The organism is Bradyrhizobium sp. USDA 4486 (assembly GCF_054057995.1).
On sequence record NZ_JBSRZV010000001.1, the window covers coordinates 4,547,745 to 4,574,709 of the forward strand.

The following is a 26,965-nucleotide window of genomic DNA, read 5'->3' on the forward strand; positions in this document are numbered from 1 at the left end:
GCGGTAGCTGGCGAAAGAGCAATGCGAAGCGGTAACGTTCAAACAATGGCCAACTGCGGGAAGAATTTCCCGCTTGTTCTGCTCGCTTGCCACCGCTGCCTCTGAAAGCGCTGGAGGCGAGCGTAAACCGACTGACGCGTCCGACCTAGCCGTTCTCCAATTTCGTCGGCAGTGGCTCCGTCGCCAAGAAGGGAGATTAATCGCCCCTTCTCTTCCGGTGACCAAGATCGGCGCAAGTTGCGGCTTTTCGTCAACGTGGCCTCGTCCGAGCTTATGGGCGCGGAGGCGCGGGCTGACGCGATTTATCGAGAACTCGATTGGGTTGTTCAACCCGCGTCGGGTGCGGCGATCGACGAGGCTCAGATGCGGTTAAACCGCACCATCCAAGCGGCTAGACGGGCATAGCTCCCTCGAAGAGCGGTGCCAAACCCCGCAGGTACATCATCGTCGTCCATGCCACAAGAATAGCTCAGGACAGTTTAGAAGACGTTGCCGAAGGTCCGACGGTAGAGACATCATCAACATGCCACATCGCTTCATTCCGGCCGACAATTTGTGCTGACCGTCCAATCCTTTTGCAGATCTGAATCCTATGATCTGCGGGTTTACGCACCTCGCTTCCGAATGTTGCTCAAGCTGCTGTTTCAGCAATTGCTACAGTGGGCTCCAACAAATTTCGCATAGATCGCGGACTTCGTCCGGCATGACCTGCCGATCCCATCGGCCCAATTGACACTGATATGAGCCCAACCAACACGATTATCCGCTTTCCGTAGGCAACAATCGCAGACGAACGTCGTCTCGGTGCTTCCTCACCCAACCTCCGGTTCGCCTTAGCCGAACAACACAGGCCGGTAGCCCAGGTTCCCGCAGAGGCAAGTGGGTTAATGCTCGCATCGGCGGTGCCGCAGACCGCCATGCACATTTGGAGAGTGGGGCTCTTCGTGCTTCCCGGCCGCCGCTTTGGCCTCCCCGCCATGCTAGATGGCTATGTCGTGGAAACAAGCGCCGGACCTAAAACGACGGCCCCAGCATCGGGCGAGCTGGGGCCGTGGAACGCTCCGGCCGCAGGGGGGCTTGGGGCCGGAGCAGTGCTGCCAACCCGCGCGACTACCGATTGTTCCCGATTCGTAAAAGCTTCGCAGTTCGGGCAGACAAAAACGGTGGCCGATTAACGGATCCGGAGTGTCTCGCAAAAAGTCCCTCATGGGGATCCGGCAATTCGGACAGTCCGGGACTTCGAGATGCGCCAGTGCCGCCAGGCGTCATGATGAGCAGCATTGTTCAGCATTAAACCGCCAGACGGCCCGGCCGGGCGAGGCATTTGGGGGTGTAGGCCGGGGCCGCTGTGCTTGGTCTCGGTTGCTCCAAGCAGACGCGAGCCTACTCACATGGCGAAAAGCACCTCTGTTCACTTTCGCACAGTCCGTTGTCTATTTTTCCCGGGCTGATTCACATACGCAAATGCGATCCAGGAGTGAGCGCGACCTACTCTTCAGTTCGCAGGAAGTGGGGTCATGGTGAGTGAAATTGCGCTGCCAACGAACAGATTTCTCATTCGAATGGGGGGCGTCGGGTGGATGGTTTACGATCGAGAGCGGCGGGGCCCAGCGCTAATTGGGACTGAGCTGGCTGCGAATTTGACAAAGGAGCAGGCAGAGCGAGCATACAAAATCCTTGTCGGCTCACCACACGAGCCTTGATGTGGAGAGTAGCCGCCCGTTTCAATAGATGTCCTGGATGAAGGAGTCTGCCACTGGCGCGGCTCTATTCCTTCCTGCGCTGATCTATGGTTTCGAGCGCTGCGGCAGAGCGATAAAGGACCTGGGCGCTTTTGGCGAGCACAAAGTAGCTGTCAGCCAAGGCTTCAAGGTGGGACCGGGAAATTGGGTCCTTGGCAACTGCCGCGGTGAGCTGCTGCCGGTTTGATGGACACCGAGATTGGTGTTTCATGAAGCCGGAGGTGGGCGATGAAGAGACGGAAATTCAGTCGCGAGTTCAAGATCGAGGCGGTCAAGCTGGTTAGGGAGCGTGGGGTGTCGGTGGCGCAGGCCGGGCGCGACCTGGATGTCCATGAGAACGTTCTGCGCAAATGGGTGAAAGAGTTCGGCTCCGATCCGGTGCAGGCCTTTCCCGGCCACGGGCAGATGAAGCCGGAGCAGCAGGAGATCGAGGGTTGCGCCGTGAGGTCGCCAAATTAAAGGCCGAGCGGGATATCCTAAAGGCCGCAGCCTTCTTCGCGAAGGAAGCGACATGAAGTTCGTCTTCATCGCGAAGCACCGGGCGATCAAATAGCGCCTTGGATCGCGCTATCGCCTCAAGAGACTGCGCAATGGTCTCAGCATCGTATGAGGCCAATAATTTCCGAAATTCGATCTGCTTCCGAAATTCGATCTGCTTCACCGCGCCGGACCGGTCCAACATTAGCAGCGCTCGCCTTGTTTTGCAGGCGGGAGCGCTCGGTCTCTCAGCCACCGATGCCTACGGACAAAGCCTTGGCCGGTGATGGAAGGTAAACTACTCCGAATTGCTTTGGTTCAGAACTGAAGTTATGGGTCAGGCCATTGGCGATCCAACCAATCCGCCAAGACCTTGTACTCGCGAGCCATTTCCAACAGCTCCAGCTTGGCCGCCGGGGTAGTTGTGATGGCTGCCTGATGGCGGCAGAGGGCCTCAAGCGACCGATATGACTCGGATCGAGGATGCATCAGGAGCACCGTGGCCCTCGATGCGGTTCGCGTCCATCACTTGTGTTACAAAGTGTACATTCGACAATGTGTGCCAGATCCCGCGGCCTTAGTCATTCTCGGCCTTTACTTGCTCGATCGCTCTTTCGAGCTCTGCGGCGAGGACCTTGTAGTGAGAGACCACCCGCTCGAACGCCGCTCGCTTAATCTGCGACTTGGCCGTATCTCTCAACTGCTCGCATTTTGCGATCTGCTCGCGCAACGTGGCGAGGTGTTCGAGCATGTCCTTCATGGCGCGTTCCCCCACAGGAACTAGCTTAGGGCCAATCAGGACGCGGGCAAATCAATTCAACACTCGGAATCCAATACGGAGAGGAGCGCTTATAGTATTAGCGGCTCCGGCCGCCTGGAGGCACTTGGATGGGAGGGTCACGAGGGCCGGAGCCGCGTTCCGCTGAGCGCGGAGATAGGCATCCTGCACGAGCCAGTCCGAGCTGGCATTAAAGCAAGTAAAATGATTGGCAATTGGCAACTCGGCTCCCTACCTTGGACTTCGGTCAGTGGAGTTCTCGCGTATGGCCTCGCCGTCGATCGTACCGAATGATCCCCTCGACAAGAATTTTTACCTTGTGCTCGATGAGTTCCGCGATGGCGCCGCGTTCCGGGAAACGGACGAAGGTATCGACCACGCCACGGAAGGCTGCGACATCTCGGATGGCTTGAGGGATTTTGTTGAAAGCCAGCTCGGCCGACGTATCGGCGTGCAGTCGGCTGCCGCTGAGGATCCACAGCCATGCCTGATAAAGGAAAGCCGGTCGACTATTGGCTACCGCGCTCTGAAGCAGACGATTACGTCCGGTGCACGATCTGCCGTGAGATATTCGACATGCGCGAGCTCGACCGGGTGCTTTATCATCTGCACGGCCAGGAGGTCGACTTCTTCGAAATAAGTCTCGCGTAAAGCGACCGCGTGACCCGACTTAACGCCTCTTGGCCTTTTGGCGGTTTTCTTCTTCTCGATTCGGACACCTTTGAACATCGGACGAGGCGCGTTACCGGCCCTGCCCGACGGTTGTCCTCTCTGGCTAGGCATGTTCGGCGGTATGCACGCCGCCATCCCCGCCCCGTCGAGCGAGCATTACGGCGACTGCCAGCACGAAAGCTAATATCGCAATGCGCTGCATACCCTTAAACGCCTGGTCGGCCGGCTGGTTGCCGATCGCCTAGGAACGGAGGGTGGCGTTCACCCATTGTCGCCCTATGGAAAACGTCCCCCAACGACCGAGCCCCCGCCAGACGCCGACGGATGATCCTCGGCAGCAAACCGACGAGCCCACCCACAGGCAGACCAAGCCGTGGACCAGCAACCCCGAAAAGGACCAACTTCCGTCGGACCGGCCGGATCTCGATCTGGAGAAATGGCAGGAGTCCAACACCCACTGAGGCCTGAGTAGCGTGATGTATCAAACGAGAGGGTACCTGGAGTGCGCCGAGAACTGCGCCGAGCTGACGGACGAGGCCGAGACCTCCTCCGCCGCGCGCCGCTTCCAGAGGATGGAGGCGGCGTGGCGCGCTTTGGCCGAGGAGCAGCAGTGGCTAGATGGAGAAGTGCCCCCGGTGCCACTCGTACATTCGCCGGTGTTACACTCATAATGGCGTCGCGGTAGCCGGCGACTAACAGCGTGTTTTGAGCAGGTCAACGTAGCGCGCGTGCAAGGTTACAAAGCGCTTGGCTCCGTCGAGGAGCACTTTGACCTGAGTCGCGGTTGCCCCTTGGCCAACGATAATACCGATCCGACCACTCAGGCGCGGCCCGGCCGAAGCAGCAACAACGATCCTGCGCCCAGTCATCAGCTCTTCTTTGATGACAAATAGGTCTGCTGACTTCGGCAAGTTACGGTTTGTGCTCCGGGGCATGGCCTGTTCCTTACCACCATCTATCGACGTTGAACCCGCGATTGACGGTGCACGCCTCGGTCGCGACCGCAAAGAGGCCGACAGGAGCGATCCCCAACATAAGGCGGTCCGCTACAGTTGTGCCACCGCCTGCGTCGCGAGTAATAGGCGCATATTGAATATGCGTGTCTTGACGAACCCGGTGCTACCAAGCCGTCCGCGGCATGATCCATGTTACTGATGCGGAACTCGCGATCTGATCCCACTTAAAGGGGAGGCGAATCACATGGGCGAGCAACAAGCCGCTCTTTGAGATGAGTTTATTGACTGGCGTCCCAGGTGCGAAGATTGCCACAGAGTCATGGCCCTGACATCGATCATTTGCGACGCTCGAGATGGGCGCCAGGTCTCTGTTTACAAATGCTCGGACTGTGGCCGACTCGCCTGGAAGGATTCACCCGCGAGCGGTGGTGCATAAAGGCAATGGATATAAGCACTGGCCTACGCGCATTGCGCAGCATCTCAGTTAAGCGTCGGCGAAAGGCATTCAATTGTAGGCACCCTGAGCTGCGCGCTAAGGAGCTTCAGACGCTGGCTTTCTTCCTGATCGTCGCCTACTTGCTGATTCCGCTCGATGTCGCCCACCATTCCGGAATGATCTCGCCCACCGTTCCGATTTGATCTCGCCCACCATTCCGAGATGATCTCGCCCACCATTCCGGGATGATGTCGCCCCGGGGTATCGCAAGAGCGAACCCGGGGTGACGAGGCCTCTTCTGGCTCCGCTACGGTCCCGCCTTTCGGCTTTGCGAAGGGGGACCTGGATGCCGACGGAGAGGTTTGCGATGCGCCATGTGCGCGATGTGATCAGATTGAAGTCGGCCGGATGCCGACCCGCGAGATTGCGCGGCGGGTGGGGACAGCGCCTTCGACGGTGCGGTTGACGATCCGCCGGTTCGAGGCGGCTGGGCTGACCTGGCCATTGCCCGACGACATCACCGACGCTGTGCTGGAAGCCCGGTTGTTCGCCAGCACGGGAGCCGGTCTCGGCACCCGGCGTGGCCATCGCCGGCAGCCCGAGCCGGACTGGGCGGCGGTGCACCGCGAGCTCCGGCGCAAGCACGTGACGCTGGCGATCCTGTGGGAGGAGTACATCGCCGGCGAACCCGGCGGGTATCGCTATTCGCGGTTCTGCGAGCTCTACCGGGCCTGGGAAGGCCGGCTGTCGGTGACGATGCGCCAGTCGCATGCAGCCGGCGACAAGCTGTTCGTCGATTATGCGGGCGACGGCGTGCCGGTGGTGATCGACCGGTTCACCGGCGAGCGGCGAGTTGCGCAGATCTTCGTCGCGGTGCTCGGCGCATCGAGCTTCACCTACGCGCAGGCGACCTGGACGCAGGGGCTCGCCGACTGGATCGATGGCCATGTCGGCGCCTTCGAGGCGATCGGCGGCGTGCCGGCACTGCTGGTGCCGGACAACACCAAGGTCGCCGTGATCAAGGCCTGCCTGTACGATCCGCAGATCAACCGCAGCTACGCCGACATGGCGGCGCATTACGGCACCGCCATTCTGCCGGCCAGGCCACGGCGGCCCCGGGACAAGGCGAAGGTCGAGCAGGCGGTCCTCATGGTCGAGCGCTGGCTGCTCGGACGGCTGCGCCATCGGACCTTCCACAGCCTCGCCGAGGTCAACGCGGCGATCGCCGAGTTAATGACCCGGCTCAACGAGGAGCGACCGATCCGGCGGCTCGGCGTGACCCGCCGCAAGCTGCTGGAGGAGATCGACCGGCCGGCACTCAGGGTCTTGCCGGAGAGCCCTTACGTGTTCGCCGAGTGGCGGATCTGCCGGGTCAGCATCGATTATCACGTCGAGGTCGAGGCGCATTACTACAGCGTCCCGCATCGCTTCGTCCGCGCCGAGGTCGAGGTGCGCTTCACCGCCCGCACCGTCGAGATATTCCACAAGGGTGAGCGGATCGCCGCGCATCAGCGCATGAGCGGCAACCACAAGCACACCACCCTGCCGGAACACATGGCGTCCAGTCATCGGCGCTACGCCGGCTGGACCATCGAGCGCATCCGCAAGGATGCCGCCTCGATCGGATCGGCCACCGCGGCGCTGTGCAACCTGATCCTCGATGAACGCACGCACCCCGAGCAGGGCTTCCGCGCCTGCCTCGGCATCATCCGGCTCGCCAGATCCTACGGGCAAGAGCGGCTCGATGCCGCCGCCCTGCGGGCGATCGACATCGGCGCCCGCACCTACGGCTCGGTCAAATCGATCCTCGCCAACAATCTCGATCGGCGTCCTTCCCCCAAGCGCTCCGCGGACGATGCGCCGATCCTTCATCCCAACATCCGCGGGCCGCGCTACTACAACTAGGAGATCACGCCTTGCTCACGCATCCGACCCTCGATCAACTCCACGCGCTCGGCCTTCATGGCATGGCCAAGGCCTTCGCCGACATCGAAGCCGGCGGCGATGCCGCAAGCCTCGGCCACGCCGAATGGCTCGCGCTGCTGCTCGAACGCGAAGCGTCGCTGCGACGCGACAAGCGGCTCTCGAAGCGGCTGCAATACGCCAAGCTGCGTCAGCAGGCCTGCGTCGAGGACATCGACTATCGCACCCCGCGTGGCCTCGACCGCAGCCTGCTGACGATGCTGGTCGAAGGCCGCTGGATCGATGACCACGCCAACCTGCTGATCTGCGGGCCCTCCGGTGTCGGTAAGAGCTGGCTCGCCTCAGCGCTCGGCAACAAGGCCTGCCGCGACAATCGCTCCGTGCTCTACCAGCGCGTCCCGCGGCTGTTCACCGATCTCGCTTTGGCGCGCGGCGATGGCCGCCACTCCCGCCTGCTGCGCGCGCTTGGCCGCGTCGATCTCCTCATCTTCGACGACTGGGGCCTCGAGCCACTCGACGCCGCGGCCCGCCACGACCTCCTGGAGATCCTCGAGGACCGCTACGGCCGCCGCTCCACCATCGTCACCAGCCAGCTCCCGGTCGATCAATGGCATGCGCTGATCGGCGATCCCACCTACGCTGACGCCGTCCTCGACCGCCTGGTCCATAACGCCCACCGGATCGATCTCAACGGCGAAAGCCTGCGGCGAACCCGCAAACCCGGCCGAAAGGCCTGAGCCCGTGGCGCTGTGGACATGCCGCTACGCTTGGACAACGCAAGAGCGCGTTGCCCACATGCCCACAGCAGGAGCAACAGAAAAACCCGCCCGTCGAGCCGCGATTCAAGATTGACCACGCGGCGTCGCCGATGCCAGAAACCAGACAGCCAGAACGCCTCGCGCCCCGGGCGACATCAAATCGGAATGGTGGGCGAGATCATCTCGGAATCCTGGGCGAGATCAAATCGGTACACCCGGGCGAGATCATCGGAATCCGCAGCCTACTTCGCTATTCTTGCTCATGCTGTGTTTAGTTGAGAAAGGGCGCTGGTCCCATCCCGTTTTTTGAGCTTAGCAAAAACAACGCGGCTTCCGGCCGCCAGTGACGCGTGTGCGGCGATCGGCGCGCTTGGAGGGCTGGATTGTCAACATGGCCGGATCGGCAATCAAGCGGCGACCGCCGCCCTTGCCAGGGAGCAGCGAGGGCAAGAGTTTTCCGAAGGGAGGAGCCAGGCTAACCGCTTTTCTCTTGGGTGTTCCTAGTGGTCCTGACGAAGTTGCCGCTCAATGTCGATTGCTTGATCTGCATTGCGTGCTCGCTTGAGCAAAGCATTGCGTTCGTCGCCGGGAGGCTTTCCATCTGCCCGCTCACGCATGTCTTGTGCAAATTGCTCGAGTCGCGTTTCCAGAGAATCCGTCTGCTTGAATCGCCGTCGCTTCAATCCCATCGCATGTTCCTTCTGCTGATGGGTATTGATTGTACGTCCGCGTGCAGATCATCGCAGGAACATAAGTTATTTCCCGACTTAGACCTTTGAACTATCGAGCACCTTGCGGATCTGCGCCGATGTTGTCCGACTCCAGCCACTGACGCCTACGGGCAGAGCCTTGGCCGGTGATGGTGCGGTAAGCAGCGCACGGCACCTTAGTTCCAATTTTAACTCCTAAAGAGCCCCGGGCGCGGGGCATGTTTGTGCTGCTCCTCCCTTGTCAGCGCATCAAGCCGATCCAATTGACCCGCCAACCCGGTAAGGCTCCGAGCTATGTTCTTCATCAGGAAGGCGCGGTCTGGGGAGGTGTTGGGGTTCTGGGAGAGGGCTCTGTACTGGCGTGCAAACTCTAAGCATTGCGCGGGGGAAATCATCTTGCCTCCGAGGGCCAAAAAAAGATAAAAACTTTCAACCTATGGCTTAGTTCGATGAACGAGAATGACTATAGAATGCATCTGTCTCTGAAGGCAACGTTGCCCGTCCGGATCGCCGCCAAACCCGGACACAACGGAAGCGGGAGCCCCGCTAGTGTCCTGAGTCACAAGTTCGCAATCGTAGATTCGCAGTAGATTCGCGTCGCTGTGCCAGAGATGGCGGCTGTAACAGCGACGGAGGATCTGATGTCGGCCCAGCGGCTTGCGCCCCTGATATTGAGCGATGATGAGCTTGCCGAACTTCAGTCGCTGACGATGCGGCGGAAAACGGCGCAGGCGCTGGCTCTGAGAGCCCGGATCGTGCTGACCTGCGCGGAAGGCGGTCAGAACAAGGAGGTGGCGGCCAAGCTAGGCCTGGAGCGGGGAACGGTAGGCAAGTGGCGGCAGCGTTTTGTAGAGCAGCGCGTGGCCGGGTTGCACGACGAGCCGCGTTCCGGGGCGCCGCGCACCATTGACGATGCCCGCATCGAAGCCGTGATCGTGCGGACGCTGGAAAGCTGCCCCGAGAACGCCACTCATTGGAGTTCTCGGGGCATGGCGAAGGCCAGCGGCCTGTCGGTGTCAACGGTGCAACGCATCTGGCGGGCCTTCGGGCTCCAGCCGCACCGGCTAGAGACATTCAAGCTCTCCACCGATCCGAACTTCGTCGCCAAGGTGCGCGACGTCGTCGGCCTTTACGTCTCGCCGCCGGCACACGCCATCGTTCTGTGTGTAGACGAAAAGTCCCAAATCCAGGCGCTGGACCGCAGTCAGCCGATGCTGCCGATGCGTCCCGGTCAGCCGGCTCGAAGGAGCCATGACTACAAAAGGCACGGCACCACATCGCTGTTCGCCGCATTGCGACCGGACGGGTCATCGGCAAATGCTACGGACGCCACCGAGCCGCCGAGTTCCGCAAGTTCCTCGACGAGATCGAGGCCGCCGTACCGGGCGAACTCGACGTCCATCTCGTCATGGATAACTATGCAACGCACAAGACGCCGCTGATCCGGAAATGGCTAGCCAAAAGGCCGCGTTGGCATGTGCACCTGACCCCGACCAGTTCGTCATGGCTCAATCAGGTCGAGCGCTTCTTCGCGCTCCTTACCGATAAGAAGATCAGGCGCGGCGTCTATCGCAGTGTCGCTGCCCTCAGGGCGGACATCACCTCGTTCATCGAACGACACAATGCCGATCCGAAACCATTCCGATGGACCAAGTCCGCTGACGACATCCTTGCTTCCATCGAGCGCTTCTGCCGATACAATGCCCCGGCACAAAACGGACCAATGTTGCGAACTTCTGGTTCAGGACACTAGCGAGCGGAAGGTAAGGCTGGTGCGACTGGAAAAATAGAACTTGCCTCAACCGATGGCGATCCAGTTTCAGCGTACGCCCCGCTCCCGGCTTCATTGGGCCCTGCATCCCCACAGTCGCCAAGACCGCACCGGTAGGACTGGATTGGTCTACGAAATCAAGCACGACGCTGCGAAAGTACGATGACCGCGTGCGGATTGGCCTGGCATGACTTCCTCCTTTCAGAAGCAAGCGTCGGCGAAGCCCACCGGTTCCTGTGATGCGGCAACGGGGCGCCGCAACAGACGATGCCATTCGGTGTCGTCCGACCGCAGGCGGTCAATCAGTGACGGCAGCAATGAAACAGGCCGGCCTTCCTGTTAAGCAGCCGTAGCTGTGCCCTAGGCTTACACGACGAGCGGCGAAGCAGCCCTTTTGCTGCGGTTAACCCGGACCTGTTGCTAAAGAAGTGGGTAACAGTGCCGCGCCCCCTGAAATCGCTTGAAGCGCGCAAGTTTCCCAGTTCGTCGCACACCATTGGTAAATCGAGAGCCTGAGGGCCCTTCCGGGCCCACCAAATAAGTCAGTAACTCATAAGGCGCCATTTCGCCGGATCGGAATTACCGCACCAGATACGTGCGCTTTTCGTTCCCCAGCCGGCTTTCGACTGGTGATTTTTTCCACCGCATCGGACAAATAGTCGGGATGGTGATGACCGTAGGTGTTGAGTAACACCTCTAGCGACATTCCAAGATAGCCAGCTGCCTGCCAAGGGTCCGCACCTCTCTGCATGAGCCAAGTCGCAGCGGTGTGCCGCAAAGTGTGAGGGGAGATTCCCGGGCCGAGGCCTGCGAGCCTGACTGCACTCTTGAATGCAGTCTTGACTGACGTCACAGCCTTCCCATTGTACTCCACGAAATGCTTCGCCTGTGGATTAGCTCGGTGCCAGCGCCGCAGGTGCGCGAGCAAGCGCAAGGGGATCGGCACGGTGGGTTGCCGTTTGTTGGTTTTCGCGCTGCCCTGCTTCAGGCGGTAGTAGCGGCCGCGCTCTAAATCGACGTAAGAACGACCAATCGCGGGAATGGGAGATGCAGCTGCGATAGCTCCAGCTCGAGTTCCGCTGTAGATCCCCAATAAAATGAACCGTGCAAGATGACGCAGTGGACGCTTGTTTGTCGAGACCTTCACATCGTCGGTTGGCCGACGCGAACCCTTTTGCATTTCGCGATAGCGCCAGCAAGTCCAGATCAGTTTAGCGGCATCGTTGCGCGTCAACCACTTATCTCTCGGCTGGCCCTTCTCGGGCAAGGAGACCTTCACGATCTCTCTATGGTACCCCTCGGCTGCGTGGTGACCGATGGCAGCACGGAGATCTTCAAGGTCTCGACGAGCCCCACCCTTTCTGTAACGTTTCTTGGCGTAAGCCCGGCATGCCTCACCATTGACCTCGCCAAGCATTTTTCCGCCCCACCAATCGTTCAGCCGCTCGGTCCGCTTCTTGAACTTTCGGATGTCCGGAATGGAGTCTTCGTTTTCGAACTCGACGTTGAAGCGACTGCGAAGTTTGTCTAGTTGGGCATCCAAGTAGATCGAGAGGACATCCGCGATCGGGATATCGTCTATATGGCGAATTCTTCGCTTCGGTGTGTGCTTTGAGGTAATGTAGTCCCTTAACTTTTCCTCCGCGGCTGCAATTTCATCTGCAGCGCAGCCCGTGCCGACATCCCGGCCGTTGTCTCTGATGATCCAGGTTGCTTGATGGGTAATCTTTCCGGCTTTGTTTCGGCGGGCGGCTTTGAGCTGAAGTCGAGCCCCCTTGCTTCTCCGCGGCATAGCTCTCGCATCCGTTCAATGTGCGCCAGCGTCGTGAATTCCTTGCCGGCGATTTTCTCAATGATTAACCGGTTGCGATCGCGCTCACGGCGCAATCCCGCGACCGTCATTCCCCCTAAAGGAAACGCGATTTTCACGGCATCAGCAAGGCGAAGGGGCGTATCTGCTGAAATGTCAGGTTGCGCTCGACTTGACATCAACGCTTATCAGCTGTTGAGGAATTCGCTCGAGCATCATCGCAAGGATCAGTCCGCGCTGAAAGATCCAGCCGCGCTTCGTCGCTTTATTGGGCACGTTCTCGCGCAATCGCGCAAGAACGCGTAGGCGCGGGTGGCTAGTCCCTGCAGGAGGCACGTCCGTTTGGGGCGCGCATCAACGGTGGCAACAAGCGACGCGGCTCAAGATTCTTTTTTGAATGAGGAGCCACCTCAGCTGCGAGCTCCTCGGCAACCGTCTCCGGCAGGTGATACCCGCTCTCGAACTCTTGCGGCACCTTCAAGCCGAAAATTATGCTGTTGTCAGTGAATTCCTTGAGAAGATATCCCGCAGCCTCTGCTAAGCAGATGCGAACGTCCACTGGAAGCCGATGGGCTCAATTGGGTCAGAATGGCGCACTTATCCTTCAGTACAGCCGAATCGATACCGCCACCGAGGTCAAAAAGTCGCGGACTGCTCTCCGCATTGTTTCGTAGCTCTCTCTTAGCAGATCATCTGCGCTCAGAGTCTCGCAGCTTATCTGCATTTTTTTGCAGACAACGATTGAAAACGCCTAGCAAACCATGCGAGACTATCGCTGTAGTTGAACCGTTCAGGGGGCGGACTCGCCGGTTCTCAATACAATGCAATTGAGAGGGGCCGGCACTGCGTTTGTTTCGAGCCCGGTCGCGCATTTCAGCCTCTGGGTCCAGCGGACGCCACACATCGCTTAAAGTGTTCTGCAAAATGCTCTGCCATGTCTGGAAAGGCGTGGCCTTAATGTCGCGAAGAATTGAGCGAATTCGCGCCGCGCACCGGAATTCGCTCAGGCCTTCAAAATCGATTTCATAGTGCAATTCGATCTCGTAATTCCCGGACAGCTGCGAGCGCCGGGATGCGAGCTGGGAGGCAATCAATGGAAGACGTGCTCACTGACCCCCATGAAGAACCTGCCGGGATTGAAGACGGCGTTGCTTTGTCACTTTCGGGCGGCGGATACAGGGCCATGGTATTTCATGTCGGGGCCCCTCTACCGGCTTAATGAGATCGGTCTCTTGGGGAAGCTGACCCGAATTTCGAGCGTCTCAGCTGCGCGATTACAGCCGGCGTGCTTGGCCTCCTCTGGGACGAGCTTCAGTTCAGAACGGCAGGGCCGCGAAATTTGATCTTTTCGTCGAGCGCATTCGCGCCATGGCGAACACAACTGTGGACGCCGGCGCTGTCATTGGCGGGATATTCTCTTCGCTTTCGATCAGCGAAAAAGTCGCGCAAGCCTATGATGATGTCTTATTCGAAGGCGCGACGTTGCAAGACCTTCCTGGTGATACGGAGAACAACGCACCTCGGTTCGTCACTAATGCCACGAACGTCCAGAGTGCAGCACTCTGGCGCTTCTCGAGGCCATACATGAGCGATTATCTCGTCGGCCTCGTCAAAAGAGCCCAATGTTTTGCTTTCGGCGGCAGTTGCAGCTTCCTCAGCGTTTCCGCCCGTCCTCTCGCCAATGGTCCTGCCCATCCGGCAGCCCGTAGAGGCCCAAACAGGCAGTCTGCTTAGCCGTTCTCCATTCACGACCCAAGCGGTGCGGCGCCGTTCAAGCAGGGCTTCGATCCAGCCGGATCATGTCGGGGGTCCCCCCAATTTACCCTACCCACTCGACAAGAAGACCGTCATGAGCCGTCACTTGCCTGCTCCGACCAACAGCATTTCGTCCAGACGATCAGCGCCGGACCACAACTCTGCGACGAGCTTGCCCGCGCTGGCTTCGATCGCGGCCAGCACCGGGATGACCCGCTCCATCGCGCATTCGGGATGCAGCAGGGTCAGCTTCAGAGCTGCCAGACCCCGGTAAACTGTCTTCCCGATGACGGCGCTTCGATCATTCCAGAGACGGCCAGGAAGCTGCCGATTGACCTCGTTGATGAGCGCGTCCGGCAGGCTGTGCCCAGCCGGTCGCCATCGGAACAATACGATATTGGTTTCGGGCTGGACCAGCAATTCGAGCTCCGTCGATTTCTCAATCTCCTCCGCGGCAAAATGCGCTTGCGCAAGCATCAGGTCGAGCAGTTCGCCCACACGTTCCCTGCCGAGCGCCCGCAGCGACATGAACACCTTCAACGCATCGAAGCGGCGCGTCGTTTGCAACGACTTCCCGACCAGATTCGGTCCGAGATTATCGGCCTTATCGCTCGGGCTGAGGTAAGCAATCGACCGGTCGAGGATCGACAGCGTCGCACGCCTGCGAACCATGAAGACTCCGCAGCTGATGGACTGGAACAGCAGCTTGTGGAAGTCGATTGAGACGGAATCGGTGAGTTCGACACCGCGCAAAAGCGGCGCGTGATCGCTCAGCAGCAGCGCGCCGGCGGTGGCAGCATCCAGGTGGACCCACATGTTCGCGCCGTGGGCCACACGCGTGCATTCCTCGATTCGATCGATTGAGCCGCATTCGGTAGTGCCGGCCGTCAGCACCACCGCGATTGGACGATGACCTCGACTGGCCTCGGATCGTATCGCCCGGTCGAGCCGGTCCGCGCTCAACTTGCCATCGCGCTCGACCTCGATCGGCACGACTGCGGATTCGCCGAGACCTAGGATGTGGGCACTTCTGGCGACTGAGAAGTGCGCGAGCTCCGAGCACAGAATGCGCCATCGCCGTGCCTCGGCCGGCACGCCGGATATCCTCACAGTATTCGTTTCGCTCGCCGGAGCGTGATCGCGCGCCAGCATCAACCCCATGAGATTAGCCTGCGTTCCTCCACTCGTGAATACGCCGTCACCGGCCGCGCCGAATCCCACGAGATCGCTCAGCCAGCGCACTACATGGCATTCCAACGCCGTTGCGGATGGGCCTTGGTCGAACGAATCCAACGACTGGTTGCTCGCGCTGATCAGACACTCCGCAACCAACGACGGCAATATCGGCGCGGAATGCATATGCGCGACATAGTGAGGATGCGAGACTGAGACGAAGTGCGGCATGATCCGCTCGCGCACCTCCAGCATGACGGCATCGAGACCGCGGCCCCCGGCGGGGCACACTTCGAGCGACGCCAGCAGGTGCTGGAGCTGGTCAAACTTGATGCCGCTGGTCGGAGCAAATTGCTCGTCCCAACTTTCCATCACGTGATCGATGACGCGCTGCATGGCGCAGACGAAAGCGGCGCGGGTGCTTTCATTGGTCGCCGGGAACAGACCCAAGTGATCCGCTTGATCGGTGCCGGGCACCTGTCAGCTCCTTACTGAACGCCGGCCCATGGCAACAGGCGAGGAGGCATCGGTTATGTCGGCGGCCGTCGCGCCTTGACGCAGCCCCTGGAAAAGATCACACAGCGCAAGACCAAGGGAGGAAGGAACGGTCGCACGGAAACGGCTATCCCTGCGGTTGATCACCTGCTCCGTTTCGACGGTCTTGTCGTTGTCGCTGCTCATTTCAACACTCCCGGCGCCGGCGGGGCACCCGCCCATGTCGCCGCAGCCGGAGCTCCGGCAGAGCCAATCGCCGCGCCGACCGCAACTGCTCCCCGATCGGCCAGCCATACCAGCCGGGTGGCGCCCACGGGCCAGGCCGCGCGCGTTTTCTTGCCATTTTTCACCTGCCGCCCCGATCCATCTGTTCTCTCTATGACGCGCAAATTCTACGTGGATCACAAACACGCTGTTCACAGCGTCGAAAGTTAGCGGCGACGTGACAAGAGGTCCGTCGGTATTGGCCGAGCAGGGCGGCGTGCCTGCGTTATGTCACGCGCCGCTAACCTCACTGGCCAGCCACGGCCTCAACTTGCGATGGTAGCCATGCCTAAAGGAAGGGTGCCCCAGGCGCGTCTAGGGTGTGCATTGTTCGTGCCAGCGAATACTCGACAGTTGGCACCACTTTGTGCTCGCTTTGTCTGCATTCCGACATTTTCAGGTCTCGATCGTTGCACTCCGGCTTATCCCGTGATTTCGACGCGCGTGGTGTGGGGTCACCGACGAGACGGACGGCGGAGACGGCACTTCAAATGAATGCAGGCAGCGACGTCGGGCGTGGTGAAATCGGTCACTTTGAAGCCAACTTGACGCGGGCTCACCGCACTCCGCCAGAATCGGCCGTCTCTCAAAACGAACGGGCAGCAAGCGCGTGCCCCTTGCAGCAAGTGCCGCTGAAGACCACGTGCTGCTAGTCTTACTGCGTCATAAACGACGGTCTGTGTAGTGGTCGAACTTGATCGCACAACAAGGACATCTCGACAGCGTTCGGACAAGCCATGTTCGAGCCGCCGTCGCATCGTCGCGATCGAGTTTGGAATGTGACGCTGGGTCCGCAGCGGCAGATCCGCGTGGTCTATAATCCGGGGGAACGCGAGCGAGCGGGATCGGCCGGACGCGCCGCGCGCCTGAGGGGGAATCCTCTCCCGCTCGGAGACCGGGAATCCGTAGGCCGCGATGTTGCGTGATGATGAAAGCCGCGCCAGCGGCGTCCGTCGAAGTGGCCGAGCCCGACCTCCTGCTTGACGTCCTGATAGTCGGGCTCGATGCGCCAGCGTGATTTAGCCGTCTCAACGAGCGTCTGGAATGCCACTTTCTCCGGCAATGTCGAGAGCCAATATTTGGTAGGCTGGTCCTCGCCTTTCGGCCATTCGATCAGCAACCATTCCTCCAATCGCCGGGTGGTTTGCCAATAATCAGGATGCGCGGCCCGGACCCGCACGCGGGCAAAGCGCGAGGTCAGCTTTTCGTCCGTTCCTTGCCGGCACGTGATGGTGCGCCAAGCTTCGGCCGGCAGGCCGATCGCGAGCGCCTTGACGGCGGCTTGGCTGATCCTGACGGTTGCGGCCCATCAGTTTTGGTGGACGGCCGCGGCCCGACCATGGCTTCGGCGGCAAGGGGCCGGTGCCGGGCGCCCATACCGTTGTGCTCGACAGAAGACCCGCCACATAGGTCAATCCCAGCGCCGTGATCTCCGTGGGCAGGTCGCTGTTGTTGCCATAGCCCGCGTCCATCAGCACGACACCGCGCGGAAGGCCGCTTGCACAGGCCCACCGCAACTGCTCCAGTGCGATCTCCAGCTTGGTCTGGAAGCCGACTTCGGCAGGAATGCCCCACCTTGCGCCGCCGATCGCGGTCCTCAGTCCATTCCTTCGGAAGATAAAGACGGTAAGCGACAGGCAGACTGGCGTGGTGGTTGGCAATCGACAGCGACACCGTCACCCGGCAATTATCTTGCTTGCCGAGCTACCCGCAATATTGCCGTGCAACTCCAACCGAATGTCGCCCCTGCTTGGGAAATCCGGTGTCGTCGATGATCCAGGCTTCGATGGGGCCCTGGCATTCAATCGCCGGCAGGACCATCTCGCGTATCTCGGCCCAGCACCTTCTCATGCGACCAGGCACCGCTGCCGAGGAAATGCAGCAGCGATTGATGCTGGGCGGCCGTCCGTTCCGGTGCCGTCATCGCCGCCATTGGCTCCACGTCCTTGCGACCGCCACAGGCCATCAGGCCGACGCAATAGTCGCGCAGCGGCGCTTTCCGATCAGCATGACCGATGACACTGGCAAGCCCTTCCAAATACGCACGGACCTAAGAACCTTGCCGTCTTTGACAACGCCGACCGAAGCATCCACCCTGCCGCCATGTCAGTTCTAGCCTATGTAGAGAGCTAAGGCTCTCCGTCGAGATCGTATCGTCTCGCAAGGTCTTTCGCGAATACGAAAGCAGCTGCCGACGCCATCTCGCGGCCCTCGCAGACATCCCGCATACCAGCTGATGAATTTGGGAGCAGTCGCAAACGATCGGGTGATCGGCACGGTCCTGATGTGGCTCCAGCTCGGATGCCTGGCAACCTCCTCTATGAAGATTTCGCGTAGTCATCGGCCGTTTTCTTTTCCCTCATGGCTTTCCTCACTTGCGCGCTCATTTAGAGTCCTTGGGTAAGCCGACGTGGGTTGAACGAGAGCAGATGTGAGCTAGTGACGCCGAGGACGTGAGGTGATCGAATTGATCTCGTCGTCGTGTACAACGAGAAGCTCACCTGGCTTCAGGCCAAGTCTTTGCAACAGCCCCTCGTTGATCGGGCAGCTGAGCATTGCGGCCCGCGGGCACGGTGTCAACCACGATAGGGGGTGTGCGAGTCGCTGGATGCACGATCCGTACTTCCGTGTGCCTCGAAGCTGGTGCGTATCTGCCGGCGTAACTGTGTTGAAGATGGGAGTTGGCCTCCCGGAGCCGGCCTGCAGGGGCAGGCTTCAAACCACTCCAGGCTGCTGCGTTAAGAGACGGGGTGGTGAGCGGCTGGACGGCTTCAACTAGATGCAATCGGGCAAGGAATCAGGCGGCAATTGCGAGTTGGTTTTGTTCGTTGGCCCACGGTCGCGCCGTCTCCGAATGGCTCGAAATCGAGTGAGATTGACGGCCTGCCGGCGATCCCCTGCTGAACGCATCCAGCAAGGGCTATTACGTGTGCCTCGTGCGACAGCTTTCGGGCGCGCAAGGCAATGAGGCCGCACGCCGCGATCATGTCAGCGTGCCGCGCGTCCAATCCGCTGTGCCCCCACTCAAGCCGTGTTCAGCGCCTGTCCGAGATCGGCGATCAGGTCGGTGGGATTCTCGATCCCGATCGACAGCCGGATCGTGCAATCGAGCACGCCGATTTTCTGACGGATGTCGGCGGGAACGCCGGAGTGAGTCATCGTCGCCGGCAGGCTGGCGAGCGACTCCGTTCCGCCGAGGCTCACCGCGAGCTTGAAGATCTGCAGCGCGTTGAGGAATTTCACTGCTGCGTCCTTGCCGCCGACGATGTCGAACGAGAAGGTCGATCCCGCCCCCAGGCACTGCCGCGCGAACACGCGCCCCGCGGGCGAGGCCTCCTCGTGATGGCCAAGGTAATGCACCTTCGCCACCTTGGCATGGTCGCGCAAGAAGTCCGCGACGAGCCGCGCATTCGCATCGGCCTTTTCCATGCGCAGGCTCAGCGTCTCCAATGAGCGGTTGATCATCCAGCAGGAATGCGGATCGAGCTGGGTGCCGATGGCGCCGCGCAGCACCTTGATGCTCTTCATGATCGCCTTCGATCCGAGTGCGGCGCCCGCGATCAGGTCGGAGTGGCCGCCGACATATTTGGTCAGCGAATACAGCGACAGGTCCGCGCCGTGCTCGATCGGCCGCTGAAACACCGGGCCGAGCAGCGTGTTATCGCAGGCGATGATCGGCGTGTGTCCCTGCGCCTTGCCGACAGAATCGGCCATGCGGCGGATCATCGCAATGTCGACGAGGCCGTTGGTCGGGTTGGCCGGCGTCTCGATCAGGATCATCGTGACACGGCCCTTGCCCATCGCCTCCTCCGAGGCCTGCCTGACCGCCGTCTCGTCGACACCGTCGGCAAAGCCCACGGCGCCGATCGACAGGCGCGCCAGCGTGTTCGTCAGCAGGGTCTCCGTGCCACCATAGAGCGGCTGGGAGTGCAGGATGACGTCGCCCGGCCGGACGAAAGCGAGGATCGTGGTTGCGATCGCCGCCATGCCGGAGGAGAACAGGGCGCAGCTCTCGGTGCGCTCATAGACCGCGAGCTTGTCCTCGACGATCTCGCTGTTGGGATGATTGAAGCGCGAATAGACGAGACCCGCGCCCATCCCCTCCGGCGGCTCGCGCCGGCCGGAGACGAAATCGAAGAAGTCCTGCCCATCCTCGGCGGTCTTGAACACGAAGGTCGAGGTCAGGAACACCGGAGGCTTGATGGCGCCTTCGGAGAGCTGCGGATCATAGCCATAGGTCAGCATCAGCGTTTCCGGATGCAGCATATGGTTGGCGATGTGGGTCTTGGACGGGAACGGTTTTGCCATGGCTTGCCTCGCTGGTCCTGATGCTCGCCGCGCGTGCGCCGAATCGGTGGTACACTGCGGTGGTCACAAAATCGCGCCTGTATGCAGGTTCGTAAGCACCTGCTCCGGCAGCGGATGTCCAGACAGATCTAACGCGACACCAGCGCTCAACTGCGTCAGTAGGTTCTCGGGTAGGCTGGTTAGCTGGTTGCCCCTAACGGCGAGAGTACGGAGCATAGCGGGTAAGCCCTCCGGATGACTCGTCAATTGATTGTCGCTGACCTCGAGATACTGGAGCGAATCAGGGACGACCTCCGGCAGATTCGGCAACACATTGTAGCTGCCGTCGAGAAACTGAAGCGCAGGAAGAAGGGCCTCAGGCAGGCTCGCTAGTCGGTTATCACTCGCGTTGAGATAAGCGAGCACGGCCGGAAGGGCGGGCAAGTTGGTCCGCTGGTTGTGACTGACGTTGCGCGACCTGAGGGTGGCGGGCAGGCAATCGGGCAGCCTGGTCAGCCGGTTCAAGGAGACGTCGATTTGCCTGAGGTCGGTCGAAAATCTGGGCAGACTGGTCAGGGACAACGATCCGAGATCGAAATGTTGATCTCTCTCGGAGAGATTTAATCGCGTTAAGACTTCTTCTGGACCTCGATTGGGCCCACGTCCCGTTCGGCAGCCCAATTTTCAACCGTCTGGTCTTGGTCGTCCTTCGCATGAGCTGAATCTGCCGCGTCATAGCCTGTCAGCACTCCGTCCCACTGCGCCCCGACCTCGTTTTCCTGCCCCTCTCGTTCGTTCGAAGAGATCCCATCGCCGCGCAGAATCTGTCCTGCCTCAAAAGGATCCATTCCATACTCTCTTGCCAGGACTGAGTAGACTCAGTCCACTACGATACGTTGTAACCTCTGAAGCACTTACCTGTCGGTAAGCTGACGAAGAAGCTTACGATTACCCACATTTTTGAGTCAGAGTTTCGCTCCCGTTGCGATAACCATGAATCGCGATAGTACGCGCCACATGATCAGATTCCCTGGTAGCGCATCGTTGGCGCGGACGAGATAGCCGCCGAGCCTGGCGATCTTGATGAGATAATGCGACAACGTCTTTCGTTGGGTGCTGGCTCCATTCTTGTCTTTGACGAGCCTATCAAGCAATTGGAGGTTACGAGGACCGCTGAACAGCACGGAGACAGATCTTCCAGATTGATCCTGTGGAGCGCGTCGCTTGGAGCGAGATTCTTCCTAGTGACGAGCGCTAGGAAGCCTGCCTCGTCTGCGGCACGCTGGAACGCCCGGTATTGTGCTGGGAAACTTACACGCTCGGATTGGGATCGACCTCCACCCGGACGCTGGTGCTCCCGGCGACGACGCTTGCTACCCGAACTGTCCCCTCAAAGGCGCTTCGCGCGCTGAGGTGATGGCTGGCATGCTCACTGAATCTCTTCGCTATTCGTTCGTTGGCGGTCAACGGATATCGCTTATGAGGCGGAAGAAGTTGTAGCTTAAGCCGTCATTGCAGCGGATGACGCGCTCAGCGAGTGGTTGCACGCCGCTAAAGGCGAGCGACTATACGCCCGCTCAAACGACGCTCTCCACAACCTGATTAGCAAGGAGTTTGCCTATCGCACCGCTTTGACGGCCTGGGCCAACTTGCCAGCATCGCGCGCCATTGGCCGCACCACGGGCGCTCTCGTGGTCAACCGGAACTACCCACGCTGAAATCGTTCTCTCGCGGTCGAGGCGCATTGGGTCACGCGTTGTGATTGCTCGAGAACGTCGTGGTTCAAGGTCCATCCAGCTTAGCATCTTGTCTCGGGTGGTGGTGTGTATCTCGATCAAGTTTCAACATTGCGGCCAGCCCTGTTAAATGCCGCCTCTTCACGAGCAAGGCCTTGATGATGCGCGCAATCTCGTTGCGAGTGCCACGGATGTGACCATGATCGGTTGTCTTTGCAGTCCGACTCCAGAGCAGGGCCCTCAAGCCTCGTCAAGCAACTTGACGATCAAGGTCGCACTAACGATCAGCAACGTCCGAAGTCGTCGATTTCCGCGTTTTGATGTCGTCCCAAGCCGCTGCGTTTGGATACTGACAACGAAAACCTCGTCACGCGTAGTGGGCCGATTGTCAGTTCGGCAACAAAATGGCACGAAGTGGACGATACACACGGAAAAAAGGAAGAAAACCAGCAATCTTCAATACGGCATGCCGCTTGCTTTGTTGACGGCGTCGTCACCGACCGCTTGTGATGCATGATTTGGCGACTTTGAGCAAAGGCACGGAGACTGGCTGTGTCGCGAACTGACGTAGAGCGATTCGTCAACGATCTCGGGAACGAGGGTGGTCTGCTAGAACGCATAAAGCCAACTGCTACCGGCCTTGCATCGATTGTCGCGATCGGAAAGAGCCTCGGCTACAGCTTCACACTTGATGAAGCTAAAAGTTGCATTCGAGCCCGACAGAAGTTGACGACTAAACGGCTCGCCAATGGCACTTTTCATTCGAGTGATACGATCTCGCTCAGCGCTGTGCAGGGCGTTGCGGAGGTGGCCACGAGCAGCGCGCAAGCCGCGGAAGCGGCCTCTGACCACGCCCGGGCCGCTGAGCCCGTTGCAGTTGTTGTGGTTGTCATTGTTGCGGCTGTTGTCGCGGTCGAGATCTGACCCGCCCTTCGCTCTGACCGCATCGGCTGGTTGCTCAAGGAGGCGATGAAGTGCGATGAGAACATGAAGTAAGCTTCGCCGAATGACACACGCTGCCGCCGAGCACTACCGACAGATTTTTGACCGGCGCTCCCCGGAGCAACTGCGCACCCTGTCGCACCTCAAACGGTTCATGGAGAGGTTAGTCGGTGACGTGGAGTTCCGCAGGGCGCTTGCTGAGGCAATCGCCACCCCTCGAGCGGTAACAGAGCGGTACGGCATCAAAGTGGATCCAATGGAGGTGCTACCGCTCTGGCGCGGTGGCTACCAACAACACCGTTTTAAGCCGGAGTCTGCGCCGTGGCCGCTAGCTGTGATGTGGGATGAGTATCTCCGCGAGATGATGCGTCATCGCGACCTCTTGCGCGACGAAGGCGAGATGTCAACGATCAATCCTCGCTTTCATGCTTGGCGCGAGCGGCAAATCCGGCGCTGCAATGACCAATTGGGCGTGTCGGCGGCCTCGCTCACGCACCCCATAATCGCTTTCGAGCTAAGCGAAGGCTGCACCGTCGGCTGTTGGTTCTGCGGCCTCTCGGCCGATCGCTTCAAAGGCTATTACGACTATAGCAAAGAGCATGCAGCGCTTTGGCGGGGCGTGGTTCGTGTCGCGAGCGAAATGTTTGGTTCGGCAGTCCGCACGGGTTTCTGCTACTGGGCCACAGATCCCATCGACAACCCACACTACGACCGCTTTCTGTTCGACTACTATCAGATTACAGGCGCGTTACCGCAAACAACAACGGCCGCCCCACTCAAGGATCGGGCACTCACCAGGCGCGTGCTCGGGCTCTTCAATCTATATCGCACGACGACGAACCGTTTCTCCGTGCTGAGCACGGCACATCTCAATCAGATTCACACGGCCTTTTCGCCTGAGGAGTTGCTAGGAGTCGAACTCATCCTGCAGGGCAACGAGGCGCTGACGGCAAAGGCCATGGCCGGGCGCGCACGCGAGCGGAAGGAGAAGCTCAGGGGCGCTAACAAGGACGGTGCAATCGCCTTTCTGGAACGCAATCACACGACAATCGCCTGTGTTTCCGGCTTCCTCGTAAATATGCGGCAGGGGCGTTTACGACTGGTGACGCCGGTGCCGGGTAGCGAGCGCTGGCCTCTCGGGTACCGCATCCTGGGCGAACGCTTCTTCAGCACGCCTGACGGATTCCGGGGCGGGCTGCAGAGCATGATCGAACAGCATATGCGCGAGAGCCCAGCCCATGATCTGCCAATCCGCTTCCGCAGGGACCTGCAATACAAGGCAGGGAGCCGGTACTTTCATCTTCGCTCACGCAACATGGAACACCACGTGCTCGACGACATCGCCCCGATTTCCGTTGGCCGTTTGATCGCGGACGGCAACTGCACAATGTCGGAGCTGGTTATTCGGGTCGCAGCTGACGGAAAAACCCTCCTTGGGGTCGCCGACTTGCTCGATCAGTTGTACATGGCCGGCCTGATCGAAGAAGACCTCGACGATCGTTTCATCTGGCAGACCGGTGACTGGAGCACGAGCCGCATCGAAGGAGTCAAATACGCGGGCTCCCGCACGGGTGCAGATTGTGCCGATTCGCATTGAGGTACTACTTTGCTCAAGCAACGGCAGCACCCCACCAACCAACAGTGCTGAGCGCGATGACAAGCGCTCCGCATCCACGGTCCGTGGCTTCGTGGCGCGCACAACCGACGCGACCACAGAAGCCCAGGGGACTTCCGCGTTTTGCTTCGCGCCAAGCCCCCATTTGCGTGCATCAGCGGTGCACGACTGGACGCACGCTGTTAAATCAAGAATGGCTTGCCCCGCCCAGTCGTCAATCAAAATGGTTCTGCCAGACGACAGTGGCGCTGGTTCCGGAGAGGTCGTGGCCCGCCACTGCAACTTGCACTGGCGGTGATCGTCGGCAGCCGACGACGACGCAGCTGAAACTTTGATAGCTCCATGTGAATGATGACTTCAATCCGTTCCTCGATGATGAAAAACATCGAGTCGCACTCGAGCGCGGCGTCGCTCAACATCAAGAGCGGGGCCGCGTGTAGGCAACTATTCACCGCTCGGCTCCAGCACTCTCTGCTTGTTCATGCCGTCCAGTCGGCGGGCAACGAACGCGACGCGGAAATCGTGGCTCGAAGCGGGCTACGCACTGGCGGAATTAATCGACTTCGTGTTCACGGCTCCAGTCAGAAATTGCGCAGGAGTTCACTTTGCCGTCCCTCGCGTGAGACTATGGCAGGGCGAACGCACCCACATCATGAATAACGTGGTATGATTATGAGTATCGATGTGCCAATCGTCCTAGTCAACATGCCTGTGTCGGCAGTCGAAAGGCCGTCGCTGGCGCTTGGTCTGCTGAAATCAGCGCTGACCCAGGCTGGACTGCAATCCACCATAGCTTATGCCAACATCTGGTTTTTAGAATACATAGGCATCGCGGACTATGGACCTCTTGAGAATTGCCCGCCAGAGGAGGCACTGGTTGATTGGCTGTTCGCGGGCATTGCTTTTCCCGGCTTCGAAGGCGAACAAAATGCCTTCCTCGACCTTTATTTCGAGCGCAACCCGATACGCGCAGGCAAAGGTATGGCCGAGCGTCGCGCGAATTTCCTCAAGCTGCGTTCGCTTATCGGCGGGTTTATCGACTGGACGGCTGACAAGATACTGGAGAAGCGGCCAGCTATGGTCGGGTGCAGCTCGACCTTCACCCAGCATGTCCCATCGCTCGCGTTGCTGCGCCGGCTGAGCGAGCGCTCACCTGACCTTGTCACCCTCATGGGTGGAGCAAACTGCGAGTCGGTAATGGGATGGAGCACTCACGCGCGTTTCCCATGGGTCGACTATGTCGTGTCGGGCGAGGCCGACGCACTGATCGGCCCGCTGTGTTGGGACATCCTCAATCGCGGCAGAGACATTCCGCCTGCTGACCTGCCATTTGGCGTTTTCGGTCCGACGCATCGCGAGGCCGGCTATCCCGCGGCGTCGACGCGCGACTTAGTGCCCCGCGCAGTGATCGAGAACATGCGTGACCTGCCGCTGCCGGATTTCTCGGACTATTTTGCGGAGGTCGAGGCATCGCTCTACGCCGATCGCATCCATGCCGGGCTGCCGATGGAGTTCTCTCGCGGCTGCTGGTGGGGCGAGCGCAGTCATTGCATGTTTTGCGGGCTGAACGGCGGATCGATGGCATACCGCCAGAAGCCCGCGGGGCAGGCCGCAGCGGAGATGATTGAGATGTCGGCGCGCTACGGCTCGTCGCGCATCGAAGCTGTGGACAATATCATGGCCATTGACTACCTTGAAAAGGCGCTGCCTCACCTCACCGCGCTACCCGAGAAGCTCACGATCTTCTTTGAGGTCAAGGCCAACCTGAAGCGCCACGAAGTGAAGAAGCTGGCTGCTGCCGGCGTCCGCTGGATTCAACCGGGTATTGAGAGCCTGGATACTCGTGTTTTGAAGCTAATGCACAAAGGAACGACCTCAGCGCACAATGTTCTGCTCTTGAAGTGGTGCCGTCAGTACGGCGTCCGGGTCAGTTGGAGCTTACTGTGGGGCTTTCCCGGCGAGAGTGATGCATGGTATGCGGAAATGGCCTCTTGGTTGCCGTTGCTGCATCATCTGCAGCCGGGACCCGCGGTACGCCTGCGATACCAGCGCTACAGCCCTTATCATCACACAGCCGAGAAACATGGACTGAAGCTGCTCCCCGCCGCCCCCTATCGCTACGTCTACCCGCTGTCGGAGCGCGATCTCTCGGATCAGGTATACTACTTCGAAGACAGCGAAGACAAAGATGTCGGCGGCCACTTCACAGTTCGCGACGCTCACCGTCGCCCGGGGCTAAATGCCGTCGCCAAGGGCATCGATGCCTGGCTGAAAGCCTGGCGGGGGCCGACTTTGTCTATGCTGTCGATGCAGGACAACGGCGACGAAATCATAGTCGAGGACACGCGAGCCATAGCAGTCGAGCGCGAACACCGCGTCAGAGGCCTCGAGCGAGAAATTCTTATGGCCGCGGACGAAGGGGCGCCTGAAACCCGCCTGCGCGAACGGCCGGGCGTGGCGAAGGTAATGCAGAGCGAGATTGAGGCGGTAATAGCTAACATGATCGCCCGCAAACTGATCGTACGGCTTGACGCGCGGCTGGTTGGGCTCGCGTTATGGCATCCATATACGCCAATCCTTCCCCCGACTGCGTTTCCTGGTGGCTATCTCGACCGACGCTCCACGCCAGCAGCCCCCCGCGCAAATTAGGAACACTGCGGTGTAC

18 protein-coding genes and 4 pseudogenes are annotated in these 26,965 nt (G+C 60.0%); 10 read left to right on the top strand and 12 right to left on the bottom strand.

Annotated elements, in window-relative coordinates:
- Positions 1-38 precede the first annotated feature (38 nt).
- Complete coding sequence (locus ACVWY3_RS22040; protein ID WP_456840364.1) at positions 39-254, bottom strand: helix-turn-helix domain-containing protein; 216 nt, start codon at positions 252-254, stop codon at positions 39-41.
- A gap of 1,486 nt (positions 255-1,740) precedes the next feature.
- On the opposite strand from ACVWY3_RS22040, the gene ACVWY3_RS22045 reads away from it, so the two are divergent.
- Both ACVWY3_RS22045 and ACVWY3_RS22050 read left to right on the top strand, forming a co-directional pair.
- Entirely contained in the window at positions 1,741-1,929 is a 189-nt protein-coding gene (locus tag ACVWY3_RS22045; RefSeq protein ID WP_456840365.1) for a hypothetical protein, read from the top strand.
- A gap of 41 nt (positions 1,930-1,970) precedes the next feature.
- Positions 1,971-2,289, top strand: a pseudogene (locus tag ACVWY3_RS22050) (transposase); the annotation flags it as partial.
- Positions 2,290-2,796: 507 nt separating this feature from the next.
- Here ACVWY3_RS22050 and ACVWY3_RS22055 read toward each other — a convergent pair.
- Entirely contained in the window at positions 2,797-2,979 is a 183-nt protein-coding gene (locus ACVWY3_RS22055; protein ID WP_456840366.1) for a hypothetical protein, read from the bottom strand.
- A gap of 501 nt (positions 2,980-3,480) precedes the next feature.
- Here ACVWY3_RS22055 and ACVWY3_RS22060 point away from each other — a divergent pair.
- A complete protein-coding gene (locus tag ACVWY3_RS22060; RefSeq protein ID WP_456840367.1) occupies positions 3,481-3,648 on the top strand; it encodes a hypothetical protein in 168 nt (55 codons plus the stop codon).
- 713 nt (positions 3,649-4,361) lie between these two features.
- On the opposite strand, the gene ACVWY3_RS22065 is transcribed toward ACVWY3_RS22060, so the two are convergent.
- A complete protein-coding gene (locus ACVWY3_RS22065; protein ID WP_456840368.1) occupies positions 4,362-4,604 on the bottom strand; it encodes a hypothetical protein in 243 nt (80 codons plus the stop codon).
- A gap of 824 nt (positions 4,605-5,428) precedes the next feature.
- Here ACVWY3_RS22065 and istA point away from each other — a divergent pair.
- A pseudogene (istA, locus tag ACVWY3_RS22070) lies at positions 5,429-6,966 on the top strand (IS21 family transposase).
- Positions 6,967-6,977: 11 nt separating this feature from the next.
- Positions 6,978-7,721, top strand: coding sequence for an IS21-like element helper ATPase IstB (gene istB, locus ACVWY3_RS22075; protein ID WP_456840369.1), 744 nt, complete (start codon positions 6,978-6,980; stop codon positions 7,719-7,721).
- Positions 7,722-8,242: 521 nt separating this feature from the next.
- On the opposite strand, the gene ACVWY3_RS22080 is transcribed toward istB, so the two are convergent.
- Positions 8,243-8,431: a hypothetical protein gene (locus tag ACVWY3_RS22080; protein ID WP_456837580.1), complete on the bottom strand. Its 189-nt coding sequence runs from the start codon at positions 8,429-8,431 to the stop codon at positions 8,243-8,245.
- 662 nt (positions 8,432-9,093) lie between these two features.
- Here ACVWY3_RS22080 and ACVWY3_RS22085 point away from each other — a divergent pair.
- Positions 9,094-10,205, top strand: a pseudogene (locus ACVWY3_RS22085) (IS630 family transposase).
- Positions 10,206-10,773: 568 nt separating this feature from the next.
- Here ACVWY3_RS22085 and ACVWY3_RS22090 read toward each other — a convergent pair.
- Positions 10,774-12,015 carry a tyrosine-type recombinase/integrase gene (locus ACVWY3_RS22090; RefSeq protein ID WP_456840370.1) on the bottom strand — a complete coding sequence of 414 codons (1,242 nt, stop codon included), beginning with the start codon at positions 12,013-12,015 and terminating at the stop codon, positions 10,774-10,776.
- Between the two features lie 1,386 nt (positions 12,016-13,401).
- Here ACVWY3_RS22090 and ACVWY3_RS22095 point away from each other — a divergent pair.
- Positions 13,402-13,767: a hypothetical protein gene (locus tag ACVWY3_RS22095; protein ID WP_456840371.1), complete on the top strand. Its 366-nt coding sequence runs from the start codon at positions 13,402-13,404 to the stop codon at positions 13,765-13,767.
- 123 nt (positions 13,768-13,890) lie between these two features.
- Here the strand turns inward: ACVWY3_RS22095 and ACVWY3_RS22100 are convergent, their stop codons facing one another.
- The 7 genes and pseudogenes from ACVWY3_RS22100 to ACVWY3_RS22130 all read right to left on the bottom strand — a co-directional run bounded on the left by ACVWY3_RS22100 (position 13,891) and on the right by ACVWY3_RS22130 (position 21,191).
- Positions 13,891-15,438: a pyridoxal phosphate-dependent decarboxylase family protein gene (locus tag ACVWY3_RS22100; RefSeq protein WP_456840372.1), complete on the bottom strand. Its 1,548-nt coding sequence runs from the start codon at positions 15,436-15,438 to the stop codon at positions 13,891-13,893.
- A gap of 3 nt (positions 15,439-15,441) precedes the next feature.
- Positions 15,442-15,642 (bottom strand): hypothetical protein, encoded by a 201-nt coding sequence (locus tag ACVWY3_RS22105; protein ID WP_456840373.1) that lies wholly within the window; start codon positions 15,640-15,642, stop codon positions 15,442-15,444.
- A 733-nt stretch (positions 15,643-16,375) separates the two neighbouring features.
- A pseudogene (locus tag ACVWY3_RS22110) lies at positions 16,376-17,758 on the bottom strand (IS701 family transposase).
- Positions 17,759-18,744: 986 nt separating this feature from the next.
- Complete coding sequence (locus tag ACVWY3_RS22115) at positions 18,745-20,028, bottom strand: cystathionine gamma-synthase family protein (protein WP_456840374.1); 1,284 nt, start codon at positions 20,026-20,028, stop codon at positions 18,745-18,747.
- 63 nt (positions 20,029-20,091) lie between these two features.
- Positions 20,092-20,532: a hypothetical protein gene (locus tag ACVWY3_RS22120; protein WP_456840375.1), complete on the bottom strand. Its 441-nt coding sequence runs from the start codon at positions 20,530-20,532 to the stop codon at positions 20,092-20,094.
- A 104-nt stretch (positions 20,533-20,636) separates the two neighbouring features.
- A complete protein-coding gene (locus tag ACVWY3_RS22125; RefSeq protein ID WP_456840376.1) occupies positions 20,637-20,855 on the bottom strand; it encodes a hypothetical protein in 219 nt (72 codons plus the stop codon).
- A 117-nt stretch (positions 20,856-20,972) separates the two neighbouring features.
- Positions 20,973-21,191 (bottom strand): hypothetical protein, encoded by a 219-nt coding sequence (locus ACVWY3_RS22130; RefSeq protein ID WP_456840377.1) that lies wholly within the window; start codon positions 21,189-21,191, stop codon positions 20,973-20,975.
- Between the two features lie 1,104 nt (positions 21,192-22,295).
- On the opposite strand from ACVWY3_RS22130, the gene ACVWY3_RS22135 reads away from it, so the two are divergent.
- From ACVWY3_RS22135 to ACVWY3_RS22145, 3 genes are all read left to right on the top strand, one after another.
- Positions 22,296-22,667 (top strand): Nif11-like leader peptide family natural product precursor, encoded by a 372-nt coding sequence (locus ACVWY3_RS22135; protein WP_456840378.1) that lies wholly within the window; start codon positions 22,296-22,298, stop codon positions 22,665-22,667.
- Positions 22,668-22,749: 82 nt separating this feature from the next.
- Positions 22,750-24,282, top strand: coding sequence for a radical SAM family RiPP maturation amino acid epimerase (locus ACVWY3_RS22140; protein ID WP_456840379.1), 1,533 nt, complete (start codon positions 22,750-22,752; stop codon positions 24,280-24,282).
- A 684-nt stretch (positions 24,283-24,966) separates the two neighbouring features.
- Positions 24,967-26,949: a RiPP maturation radical SAM C-methyltransferase gene (locus ACVWY3_RS22145; RefSeq protein WP_456840380.1), complete on the top strand. Its 1,983-nt coding sequence runs from the start codon at positions 24,967-24,969 to the stop codon at positions 26,947-26,949.
- Positions 26,950-26,965: the final 16 nt, after the last annotated feature.

Coding starts and splice junctions, on each gene's coding strand:
- ACVWY3_RS22045 (WP_456840365.1), top strand. CDS start 1,741: ATGAAGGAGTCTGCCACTGGCGCGGCTCTATTCCTTCCTGCGCTGATC.
- ACVWY3_RS22055 (WP_456840366.1), bottom strand. CDS start 2,979: ATGAAGGACATGCTCGAACACCTCGCCACGTTGCGCGAGCAGATCGCA.
- ACVWY3_RS22060 (WP_456840367.1), top strand. CDS start 3,481: ATGCCTGATAAAGGAAAGCCGGTCGACTATTGGCTACCGCGCTCTGAA.
- ACVWY3_RS22065 (WP_456840368.1), bottom strand. CDS start 4,604: ATGCCCCGGAGCACAAACCGTAACTTGCCGAAGTCAGCAGACCTATTT.
- ACVWY3_RS22080 (WP_456837580.1), bottom strand. CDS start 8,431: ATGGGATTGAAGCGACGGCGATTCAAGCAGACGGATTCTCTGGAAACG.
- ACVWY3_RS22090 (WP_456840370.1), bottom strand. CDS start 12,015: ATGCCGCGGAGAAGCAAGGGGGCTCGACTTCAGCTCAAAGCCGCCCGC.
- ACVWY3_RS22095 (WP_456840371.1), top strand. CDS start 13,402: ATGGCGAACACAACTGTGGACGCCGGCGCTGTCATTGGCGGGATATTC.
- ACVWY3_RS22105 (WP_456840373.1), bottom strand. CDS start 15,642: ATGAGCAGCGACAACGACAAGACCGTCGAAACGGAGCAGGTGATCAAC.
- ACVWY3_RS22115 (WP_456840374.1), bottom strand. CDS start 20,028: ATGGCAAAACCGTTCCCGTCCAAGACCCACATCGCCAACCATATGCTG.
- ACVWY3_RS22125 (WP_456840376.1), bottom strand. CDS start 20,855: ATGGATCCTTTTGAGGCAGGACAGATTCTGCGCGGCGATGGGATCTCT.
- ACVWY3_RS22140 (WP_456840379.1), top strand. CDS start 22,750: ATGACACACGCTGCCGCCGAGCACTACCGACAGATTTTTGACCGGCGC.
- ACVWY3_RS22145 (WP_456840380.1), top strand. CDS start 24,967: ATGATTATGAGTATCGATGTGCCAATCGTCCTAGTCAACATGCCTGTG.